The following is an 11,266-nucleotide window of genomic DNA, read 5'->3' on the forward strand; positions in this document are numbered from 1 at the left end:
TTTATATAGTTTATCAGTTTTGACCTATGGTTGATGGTTCGTGCAAAGGTTTCAATTTATAAGTTATCCACAGTATTTTTGAAACTCTTGAGTCAGGTTGTGAAACAAGGTTAAAAACTTATTTTGTTGACATATAAATTTTTTTATTTATATAGATATAATTAACATAGCTTGCAAACATTGATTTAAATAAATAAAATAATTGTATAAAAAATGAGCAATTTTATTCAATGCCCTAATGTAGCTAGGGTATAACTTGTCAAGTAGCTCCTTATCCACATAGTTATCCACAGGTAATGGGGAAAACTTCTAATACCCTTGATAAATATAGGTTTAACTAAAACAAGATCATAGAAATACTGACATAATATTGTAATAATTTTCATAGGTATTAAATTAATTTATATAAAAAAAACATATAATGATAATTTATAAGATAGTTTTGGCTTTGATTAAAGATATGTTCCACATGGCAAACAATAAATAACTTTAGCAAAATGCATCAAAAATTTAATAATGCGACCTCAATAAGAAGTATTAATTTTTACTATAGATTAAATCCCAAACACCGTGACCTCTATCTATACCTCTTTTCTCAAACTTGGTCAAAGGGCGAAACGCGGGACGAGGGGTGAAATTACCCTTACCCGCGGTATTGGTTAAACCTTCAAAGTGATCCAAAACTTCTAGCATCCAAAAGGCATAGTGTTCCCAATCGGTTGCAGTATGAAACCAGCCCCCAGTTTTTAGTACCTTTGTGACAATTTGCATGCGCTTAGGACTCACAAAGCGACGCTTGTAGTGACGTTTTTTTTGCCAAGGATCTGGGAAGTATAATTGAACACGGTCAATATGGTTCTCGGGCAGCTGTTGCATTAAACCAATAGCATCACCATCAATAATTTTTAAGTTGGTCAAATTTTCTTCACCTGCCATAAAGGCACATTTACCAATACCAGGTTCATGAACTTCTATACCTACAAAGTTTCGATCAGGATCCGCTTTGGCCATTTCAATGAGCGATCCCCCCATACCGAACCCAATCTCAAATGTCAGAGGGGCGTCTGGACCATTAGGTGTTTTATCCGTGTCAGAAAACAAAGCACGTAAATCAGTAATATCTTTAAAGTCCGTTGAAATAGCTTGTCCTTTATCATCAGTACTATTAACAATATACTGCGCATAAGTAGAATCGGTTAATGCCTGTTCGGCATGTTTACTGACATGGGTACGTCTTTTCATAAAAGTGTTGATTTGACGAGGGAAGACAGCATCAGCGTCAGGAACTTCATGACTATGCTCGGAAGGTGCTTCTTTTAAGACATTAAGGGTATCAGATTTAAGACTGTTAATGCTGTTCTTTGAAGTGTTATTTAGGGTATTATCAGCACTCATATTAAAAAGACCGTCCACTATAGGCGTAATCAAATAAAATTTAAAGGGTGTATCAAATTGGCTTATTGTCGACCATTAAACCAGTGCATTAGCTAGCTTATTAAAAAATCAGCCAATAAAAATCAAATAGCCGTAGCCATTAATCCGAATTAAGCTATTACTAAAGCTGGTAAATACCGACAAATAAAAAATACCATTGCCATAATGCTAAAAAATGAATTAATTTTGGCGTATTATAGCGTTAATCTACCCATAAAACGATGCGAAAACCGTCAAAGTTACTTTCTAAAAGATCTTTGACGAGTCAGAAAAGGTTTAGCTTGTATGTTGTTTATTGAAGAAACTTCGCCACCGCCATTTTATCAAGAGCAGATAACTGCGGATAAGCGCATGCAGCTGGATAAATGGTTTATTGGCAATCGCTCACAAGCTTACTATTTAAAGCGTTTTGCTGAATTTGATAAACAGGGCTATCTATCGGCTAAATGGAACTGGGCAGCTTTTTTTGCCACTTTTGGTTGGCTGTTATTCCGAAAACGTTATTTAGATTGTATCGTTTATACGGTGGCAGGATGGTCATTTATACAACTGAACGTGACTATAATTTTAGTGGCTTTTGAATATGCCTTTATGGGTTACATCCCTAATGGCTGGCAGATGGCCGTACGTATTGCTATTGCAGGTATTATTTGGCTGTTTTGGTCGGTAATGGTGGCAAGGTGGGCAGATGCATATTATTATCGTATGGCTCGTCGTGAAATTGCCGATGTGTTGATAGATTATCCTAAAGAGCCTGAACAACAAAAATCACATCTCACTAAAGAAGGAGGCACTAGTCTAGTTGGGCTTGGGGCTGCCTTCGCTATTTTTGTTTTTTTGATAACCGTTATTCAAAATCAGTTTTTACCCTTGTATGCTACGCCGAAAGAAAATGGCATTATTCAAGACACTTTTATCGAAACTAGAATAGCAACCAGTGACATTGAAAAGCGCTATCAGGCATCTGGTAAATGCCCGGTAGATTATAAGCCACAGGCTAAAGTAAATAACTTAGCATTTGAGGTAAAACAAAAGACACCTGCATTAGGCAATAAGGCGAGCACCTGTGTGCTAATTGCTACCTTACAAAACATTCCCTTCCCTAATCGAAACTTAAACGGGCAAACTTATATCATGTATCGCCCTTCTAGTCAAAAGCAGCAGCACTGGCAATGTGTGACATCCTTTAATGAAAAACGTAAACCACCGGTTTGTTCAAGCAGTTGATACAGGTGCTTTAATACCATTTATAGTTTGAAAAAGTAAATTTTGAAAAATTATAATTTGATAAAACGTATCAATTAAGTGCTAAGCTATCTAAATTAATTGTAATTATATGAGTGTTAACGAATCCTTATTAGGTATCTCTCATCAAATATTGCTGGTTAACTATCAGTGATGCTTAGAGATACCAACAGCCGTTTCAATCTCTTCAAGATCAAGCTTCTTGCCTTCACTGTGGTCAGAGTCAAATAAACTCTCAAGCTCCGTTAACGAAGCTTGGACGGATTCAATTAGTTTTGCTTCATCTTTATAAATGGCTTGTTGCTGTTCAAGTAACTTGTCATCGTAATCTCGGAACGCGGTGATCGTCTCGCGTGCTTTTTCTGGAGAAATACCAAGCAGCTCCAAGGACTCGCGGGACATATCTAATGAGGATAAATAAGTCTCTCGCCAAATGTGGGTGACTCCCACCTCTCTTAAGCGATAGTAATGGGTACGATTACGTGCACGCGCCAAAACTTTTATATGTGGATAATGATAGTGCAGATAATGTGCAGTGGCTACAGAACGCTCAATATCGTCAATGGCGATAATAAAAATACGGGCTTTGTTGATTCCAGCCGTACGTAAAATTTGGGGATTTTGGGGGTTGCCATAATAGACTTGGTTACCAAACTTACGAACGAAATCCACTTGGTTAGCTGAGCTTTCAATGGCAGTAAATTCAATATTATGCATACGTAACACCCGGCCGATAATTTGACCCACACGTCCAAATCCAGCGATAATAACAGGATGTTCATGATCTGGAATGGTGTCATACTCACGGTCAGGCTGGGCTTTGGCAAATCTTGGTTCACCAAATTTATCCAATAACATAAATCCAATAGGCGTCAGCGCCATTGAGATAGTCACTATCAAAGTCAGTATATTGGCATGATCAGCGCGCAGCACATTTTGATTGGCAGCAGCACTAAACAATACAAATGCAAACTCACCCCCTTGCGCTAAGGTAACCCCTAAGCGAATACTGGTCGGCATACGATTGCCTAACAGACGCGCTATAACCGTAATTGCCCCAAATTTTATAAGCATTAAAGCTATGGCAGCACCAATAATTAATATAGGGTGTGCTAAGATTAGACTTACATCGGTTAACATGCCCACTGACATAAAGAACAGACCCAATAGCAACCCTTTAAATGGCTCAATACTGGCTTCTAACTCATGACGATATTCAGAATCTGCTAATAGAACGCCTGTTAAAAAAGCTCCAAGCGCCATGGATAAACCTATTTGACCCATTAATATTGACACGCCCATCACAATAAATAAAGCCACAGCAGTGAGAAGTTCATTGGCACCACTCATGGCCACAAATTTAAAGAAGGGTCGAATCACGTAGCGGCTCAGTACAAACAGCCCACCGAATACCGCCACGACTTTGGCAAAATATATAAGATCATAGGTTTGCTCGCGGACGCCTGATAAAAATGGAATGGCAGCTAAAAGTGGAATAACTGCAATATCTTGAAATAGTAAGATTGTAAAGGCTTCACGTCCGTGGGTGCTCGATAATTGCTCTTTTTCGGTTAGAACTTGAAGTACAAATGCAGTAGAGGATAGAGCCAAACCAAAGCCAACAATAAAGGCTGAATCCAGTCTCAAAGAGGTAAACAGAACCAAAAGTCCCATTAATAATATGCCAGTCACACCAACTTGCAAGCCTCCAAATACAAAAATGGAATGACGTAAAGCCCAAAGTCTAGAAGGTTGTAACTCAAGACCAATCACGAACAATAGCATTACCACACCGAATTCTGAAAAGTGCATTAAGCTTTCGGCATCACCTGCCACATCTAATACACTCGGTCCAAGAAGTAAGCCTGTAACCAAATAGCCTAAAACCGTAGAAATATTGAATCGCTTGCCTAACGGTACCAACAACAAAGCCGCACCTAAAAATATGGTTACTTGAAGCATTAGGTTAGGCTGAACGAGGGAAGCGGCGAGCATGTACTGTCCTTTTAGAGTGTACGGGCATGAATTTATGAATAAAAGCTTTAACGGGATTATGCTTTTGCTGAATGCTATTTGATTGTTTTACAGTATTTGATTGTTGTACAGTATTTGGTTGGTTTACGGTTTAGTTCGTTTTTCACTCTTATTTTTGATTATATGTTTATAGTTGTCTGTTTAGGGTCATCTTTTTTTATAAACTTTCCAAACACCGTTATTTGCCAACGGATTGCTATACGCATCATTGCGATGCTTGCGCGGTTTTTGTCGACTATCAAAGATCTTAAAGTCAGGCAGAGCATGTACAATAAGACCAGTGCGATAAAATCTAATACGCTCCGGATCTAACAGTTCACCTTTGTCGTTCTTACAAAAAACATAAGCCCGCAAATCAATAAATTCTCGATGTGCAACTATACGCGCGGTTTCATCATGTTCTAACGCTCTTTCTAGACGTAAGTACTCAGAGTCTGTAAACTCACCACATTTTTCAATTAAAGCCCCAACCGATCCAAAGTTTATCGACTCTTTTGCCCGCGTTTTGGTTAAATGTAAGCGTTGAACGTGATAAATAAATTGCGGTATTTCAAGGCTGGCTGGAAGCGGTAAGTTATCGGGTGGCAAGTAAGCAGCAGGATAAAATTGTAAAGCTCGATCAATCAAAGGTTGCCAACGCTTATGATAGGCAGCGACTTCATCTCTATTACCTTGATAGATAGGCATGTCTCTTATTTGCGATAAGATGTCTGGCGGAAACTGGTCATCTCGAAAAGACGCAATATCCGCCTGCAAAGTCGAAAATAATTCAATTGCAAGCGATTTACCCTCTTTTGAAGTAGGATCTTTAATTATAGTTTTAGAAGCGACAAAAGGTGCAGAGCGTCTTGACATAATTGATATAGGTTCATTATTAAGAGAGTTAAATCCATGTTATCATAACTGGGCAATCTAACAGAAATAGTGTCTAATTGTTATACAAAATTTTTTATTGCTTTGATTTTGCGCCTATTTATATACATATTCAGCTTCTTCGCCTATTCATCTGTATGTTAATTGGCGATAGTTGGTGATAGAGAATGGCCAAAGACAATTGGTTTGAAACCAAAAAGTTAAAAACATACTTGTAGTAAATACTTTATAAGTTAAAAATCTAGATAAATTAAAAAACTTAGATAAATTAAAAAACTAGGTTTAAGGTAAATTTTTATAGCTCTCATTTAGAGCTAAATATTAAAACCTGAAGTTATCACGATCCATAATTATATTTAAATTGTTTTATGTATTAAACTTAGATAACTCAACTGTATAGTTAATCTGTTTTAACTGATAAGCCTTTGTTTCAATAGCTAATATCTAACAATGACTGATTTTAACATTGCCCAAACAATTGCCAAAACAAATGCTAATCCTTCAATATAATTGACTATAAAGCACTCTGATTTCATTATCAATCATTAACGCCTTGTAAAACCAAGTGAGATAAAAAAATGTCCATAAAACCTGTCGTCGCCTTAATAGGTCGCCCTAATGTGGGTAAATCGACAATATTCAACCAAATGACCAAAACGCGTCAGGCACTAGTTGCTGATTTGTCCGGACTCACCCGCGACAGACAGTATGGTGATGCCACCTATAACAACAAGTCCTTTGTGGTCATCGATACTGGTGGTATTGGTGAAGCAGATGACGGGCGTGGCGGGATTGATGACTATATGTCAGCCCAGTCGCATACAGCCATTCATGAAGCAGATGTTATTGTATTTGTGGTAGATGCGCGCGCCGGCTTGATTGGTGCAGATGCTGAAATCGGCAAGATGCTACATACGTTAGGTAAGCCTGTCTATTTAGTGGCCAATAAAATTGATGGGGTGCATGATGCTGCTCCTGCTGAATTCTATGCACTTGGTCTGGGCGAACCATACCCGATGACGGCTAGCCATGGTCGTGGGATAGGTAACTTATTAGATGATCTGACTGCTGAAATGCCTGAGGATGTAGAAGAAGACTCTCAAGACGGTTTAAAGCTTGCTATTATTGGACGCCCTAATGTCGGCAAATCTACGCTAGTTAATCGTATGTTAGGTGAAGATAGAGTAGTTGTCTATGACATGCCAGGTACAACTCGTGACAGCATTTATATACCATATGAGCGTAATGGTAAAAGCTACGTTTTGATTGATACCGCAGGGGTACGCCGACGCGGTCGTATCGATGAAAAAGTCGAGAAGTTCTCGGTTATCAAGACTTTGCAAGCCATTAAAGACTCTAATGTGGTTATAGCAGTGATTGACGCTCAAGAGGGTCTTGTTGATCAAGATTTGCATATGTTGGGCTATGCCCTTGATGCAGGCCGAGCTATAGTAGTAGCTATCAATAAGTGGGACGGATTGTCGGATGATCAAAAGGACTTGGTACGTTTTGAGCTTGAACGTCGCTTTAACTTTATCCCTTATGTAAAAATACACTTTATTTCGGCGTTACATGGTACCAATGTGGGTAATTTATACCCGTCGATTCATAAGGCTTATGAGTCTTCGATGTTCAAAGTATCTACCAACCGCTTGACGCAGATATTAGAAGATGCTGTAGCAGCTAACCCACCTCCAATGTCAGGAGGTCGTCGTATCAAGCTACGTTACGCCCATCTTGGCGGTCATAATCCACCTATTATTGTGATACATGGTAACCAAACCGGCTCATTGCCAAAAAGCTATCAGCGCTATCTTGAAAATGAGTTTCGAAAAGTATTTAAACTAGAAGGGACGCCATTGAGAGTTGAGTTTAAATTAAACACCAACCCTTACTCTGGTAAAAAAACCACCTCTTCTAATAAGCTAAGACCTGGCGTAACAGAGGCTCGTCAAAAGCGCCGTGATATGAAATATAAAAAAGGGTCACACAAACGTTAAATATACTAAATGCGAATATTTAGATCAAAAAGAGGGGCTGTCAATGGCAGCCCCTCTTTGATTTTATTATAGACTATATCTGATTTGCTTTGCATTGGTTAGATAAAAGGAACAATACTATCAGCCAATTCTCGTTGGCAAGGCTTATAATCCAGTACTTTAAAACCTATTGCTTTTTAAACTTGAACTTAAAATAAGTTGACAAAGAATTTAGCAATATGTTGCCAAGCGCGCTTAAAAATACCTGATTTTTCGACTGCTTCAGTTGCCACGATAGGCACAGAAGCCACTGATTTGCCATCGATCACTGCCATCATACGGCCGATTTCTTGGCCCTTAGCAATAGGGGCTTGAACATTATCAGATATATTGACCACAGTGCTAATTTTGCTGGATTGTGTTTTGGACGTCAAAACTTTTAATGCTTCACCTGTGGCTGCTTTAACTGAGTCTTGTTCACCAAAATATACAGGTACATCCTGCACAAATTGATTGGTTGGCGCAACAACTTTAGTATCAAAGTGTCCAAAGCCCCAGTTTAATAATTCACGTGACTGATCAGCACGTTGTTGCATGCTCTTACTACCCATAATTACTGATATAAGGCGCATGTTATTACGTAAGCTTGAAGCTGCTAAACAGTAGCCTGCGTTGCTAGTATGGCCAGTTTTAAGACCATCTACTGTGTTATCTGTGCGTAATAAAGCATTACGGTTACCCTGAGTGATATTGTTATACGTGAACTCTTTTTCAGAGTAAATTTTATAGTAGTCGCCGCCTTGCTTGATGATCGCGCGCGCTAGAATAGCTAAGTCACGAGCAGAGGAGCGGTGACCTTCGTCTGGCATACCTGTAGCATTAACGAAATGAGTGTTTTTCATACCAAGCTTTTTGGCTTCGGCGTTCATTAACTCAGCGAATGCTTGCTCACTACCAGCAATATGTTCAGCCATCGCTATAGATGCATCGTTACCCGACTGAATAATAATACCGCGTAGCATGTCGATAACAGTGGCCGTTTTATTTACGGGCACATACATACAAGATTCTTCGCTTGAACCACGACACCACGCTTTTTCGCTCATTAAAACAGGATCAGTTTCTTTTATTTCCCCAGACATCAATTTATTCTCAATGATATGACTGGTCATCATTTTGGTCAATGAGGCTGGTGGAAGCGGTTGGTCTGCATTTTTTTCAGCTAAAATAGTGCCGGTATCGTAGTCCATTAAGATATAGGCTGTGTTATCCATCTCAGGAGGAGGCACAGGAGCTGCAAAACTGGCAGATGAGACAGCTAAGATGGAAGAACCTAAAACGAAAGATTTAATAATAGATAACGGGTTTATAGAATTATTTTTATCTAATAGTGAAGGTAATAGCTTGTTTGCAGGAGCAGTCATATCTAAGACACCGTAATTGGTCATAGTTTATTCAAGACTACATCAACTTTTAAAATGTCTATATGCACGGTTATTTTTAGTGAATCACTTAACTAAGCCAATTGGGGCCAATTGGGCAACCGAGGCGGTTATTGACGAGATTTATGTATTGATGACATCCGAATCAATCTAAATGGAAGGAAAAGGGTTACTTAGTTATTAGTACTATGTTGCGTTATCAGTACCAAATAACGTTTTTAGTATCATATAACAAAAGTTAAAAGCGTAAGGTCTACCCTTAACTATGAATAGGAACTATTGACAGAGGGGCCAAACGAGACAGTATATTAACAAATTGCTCAAATGGGTTAAACAAATAATTGTACAAATAGACTTTAAATTAAATGAGTTTAGTTTTAATGCCTATTTTAAGACTATAACTTTATAAGCAATAAGTTTACCAACTTGCATTTTTTAAAAAAATACTTTTAAAGAAACTTTTGAAATAAAAATCTTTAGCTATAAAAAAAGGTCGAATTTGAAGTATCGACCTGTAATTTCTCATCAATTAATATATATCTGTCACTATTAAACGCATTCATTACTAAAAAAATAGCCATTAAAGGTCAGTATTTGCAAGATCAGTACATAAAGCTAAGTTATCATCATGAGAGTAACTTAAAGTCCAATTACGAATGCTTGATAAAATGGTTTTATAGTCTTGTTGAGTAGACAAATAGCGGATAGCCGCCTTAGGGTTGTCTATTTCGGGTAACATTTGTTTTAACTGTTGATTATAGGTCTTTTTAAAATTATACCTTTGTTGACGGTTTAACATGGGTGGACAAATCTCGGACAATACTTGCAATACAGCTATCTCATGCTTGGTAGCTGATGAACGGGATAGATCAACTGGCATAGTTGTTTGCGCTGCAAATACTAAAGATGAGCCTAGTAAAGTTGCAGACCCAATAAGTGTTGAAAATACAAGGCGCCGAGTTGAGTTTCCAAGCAAGTGACTAGATCTAAATTGGGACTGTTTCATGGTACTTGTTAAACAATCACTGAATAAGTGACTTAATAAATTTATCATAATGTATTTCATCATCATTATCATCGTAACTAGTGATAAGGTATTTTAAGTAGCAAAGGAACAAAGGTTATAGACAGCTGTTAAAGGCTAGTGCATAAATAACTAATTGGTTGATAAATTATATTTTAACAGCTTTAAAAACTGATACCCTAACCAAGCCTGTATGCTATGTAAAGAATCGTTATAACAGTTGCCTGTATATTGACATAAGTTGCTAAGCCTTTAGGATACTCATTTATCGGTTATCAACTTATTGATACAGCTATAGCTGAAGCTTATTATTACTATGGTTAAATGTTAATTAAAATTTTATCGTTATTGTTTTAAGGAGACACGCATGTTCGATATATTAATGCCAGAAACACAAAAAAAGATTCGCATAAATCAGGTCCTTGAATCTAAATCATTATATAAATTCAAAGGATTGGCATTTGCCGCATTGAGTGGCGTATTAATGCTTTCAGGCTGTGCTACTAAGCCTACTTATCAAACCACTGGACCTGTAGTTCAAGTTAATGCTCGCGGTGTTCCAAATTATTACCAAGTTAAATCAGGGGATACAGTTAGTCATATAGCCTTACGATATGGTTTAAATTATCGACAAATTGGTGCGTTAAACCGTTTGGATAGTCAATATACTATCTATTCTGGGCAGTGGTTAAAGCTTTGGGAGGGCGGAAATGTTACGGCAAATGCTCCTACTAATACCAGACCTTGGAACCCTCCCGTACAGACTACACCTTCTGTACCGGTTAATACTTTGCCAACGGCAACATCTACTAAAGGCTTTGGTTATCCTACTTCTAATCCAGTGGTTAAAAACTTCAATGCCAATGCAGGAGACATGGGCATGTGGTTTAGTGGTAAATTGGGAGATCCTATTGTGGCTAGTAAGGCGGGCGTAGTATTGTATGCTGGCAATGGTTTGCCTGAATATGGGAATTTAATTATGATTCGCCATGATGACCGATATATCACAGTTTACGCGCATAATAATCAATTATTGGTTCAGGAAGGTGATCAGGTTCAAGCAGGACAGCGCATTGCAACCATGGGAAGCTCTGGCCAAACTACAATGGTAGGATTACAGTTTCAGGTTCGTGAAAACGGAACCCCAGTTGATCCAAGAGCAGTATTAGGTCTTTAAACAGTAGATTGATAATAATATTGTATTAAGTCCATTAAAAGTATTATGTACGACCAGT

At 38.0% G+C, this 11,266-nt stretch carries 8 protein-coding genes; 3 read left to right on the forward strand and 5 right to left on the reverse strand.

What is annotated here, in order from left to right:
* Positions 1-537 precede the first annotated feature (537 nt).
* A complete protein-coding gene (gene trmB / locus QZ265_RS07205) occupies positions 538-1,242 on the reverse strand; it encodes a tRNA (guanosine(46)-N7)-methyltransferase TrmB (RefSeq protein ID WP_296404836.1) in 705 nt (234 codons plus the stop codon).
* Between the two features lie 477 nt (positions 1,243-1,719).
* On the opposite strand from trmB, the gene QZ265_RS07210 reads away from it, so the two are divergent.
* On the forward strand, positions 1,720-2,661 hold the full coding sequence (locus tag QZ265_RS07210; protein ID WP_296404822.1) for a DUF2628 domain-containing protein: 942 nt from the start codon (positions 1,720-1,722) through the stop codon (positions 2,659-2,661).
* 165 nt (positions 2,662-2,826) lie between these two features.
* Here the strand turns inward: QZ265_RS07210 and QZ265_RS07215 are convergent, their stop codons facing one another.
* Entirely contained in the window at positions 2,827-4,674 is a 1,848-nt protein-coding gene (locus QZ265_RS07215) for a monovalent cation:proton antiporter-2 (CPA2) family protein (RefSeq protein WP_296404824.1), read from the reverse strand.
* A gap of 186 nt (positions 4,675-4,860) precedes the next feature.
* Positions 4,861-5,568, reverse strand: a complete 708-nt coding sequence (locus QZ265_RS07220; RefSeq protein WP_296404826.1) for a hypothetical protein — start codon at positions 5,566-5,568, stop codon at positions 4,861-4,863.
* Between the two features lie 596 nt (positions 5,569-6,164).
* Here QZ265_RS07220 and der point away from each other — a divergent pair.
* Positions 6,165-7,586, forward strand: coding sequence for a ribosome biogenesis GTPase Der (der, locus tag QZ265_RS07225; RefSeq protein WP_296404828.1), 1,422 nt, complete (start codon positions 6,165-6,167; stop codon positions 7,584-7,586).
* Between the two features lie 188 nt (positions 7,587-7,774).
* On the opposite strand, the gene QZ265_RS07230 is transcribed toward der, so the two are convergent.
* Together QZ265_RS07230 and QZ265_RS07235 are read right to left on the reverse strand one after the other, a co-directional pair.
* Entirely contained in the window at positions 7,775-8,989 is a 1,215-nt protein-coding gene (locus QZ265_RS07230) for a D-alanyl-D-alanine carboxypeptidase family protein (protein WP_296404830.1), read from the reverse strand.
* Positions 8,990-9,587: 598 nt separating this feature from the next.
* Positions 9,588-10,013, reverse strand: a complete 426-nt coding sequence (locus tag QZ265_RS07235) for a hypothetical protein (protein ID WP_296404832.1) — start codon at positions 10,011-10,013, stop codon at positions 9,588-9,590.
* Between the two features lie 385 nt (positions 10,014-10,398).
* Between QZ265_RS07235 and QZ265_RS07240 the strand changes: the two genes are divergently transcribed.
* Entirely contained in the window at positions 10,399-11,208 is an 810-nt protein-coding gene (locus QZ265_RS07240; protein ID WP_296404834.1) for a peptidoglycan DD-metalloendopeptidase family protein, read from the forward strand.
* Positions 11,209-11,266: the final 58 nt, after the last annotated feature.

The organism is Psychrobacter sp., assembly GCF_018260395.1.
Taxonomy (GTDB): domain Bacteria; phylum Pseudomonadota; class Gammaproteobacteria; order Pseudomonadales; family Moraxellaceae; genus Psychrobacter.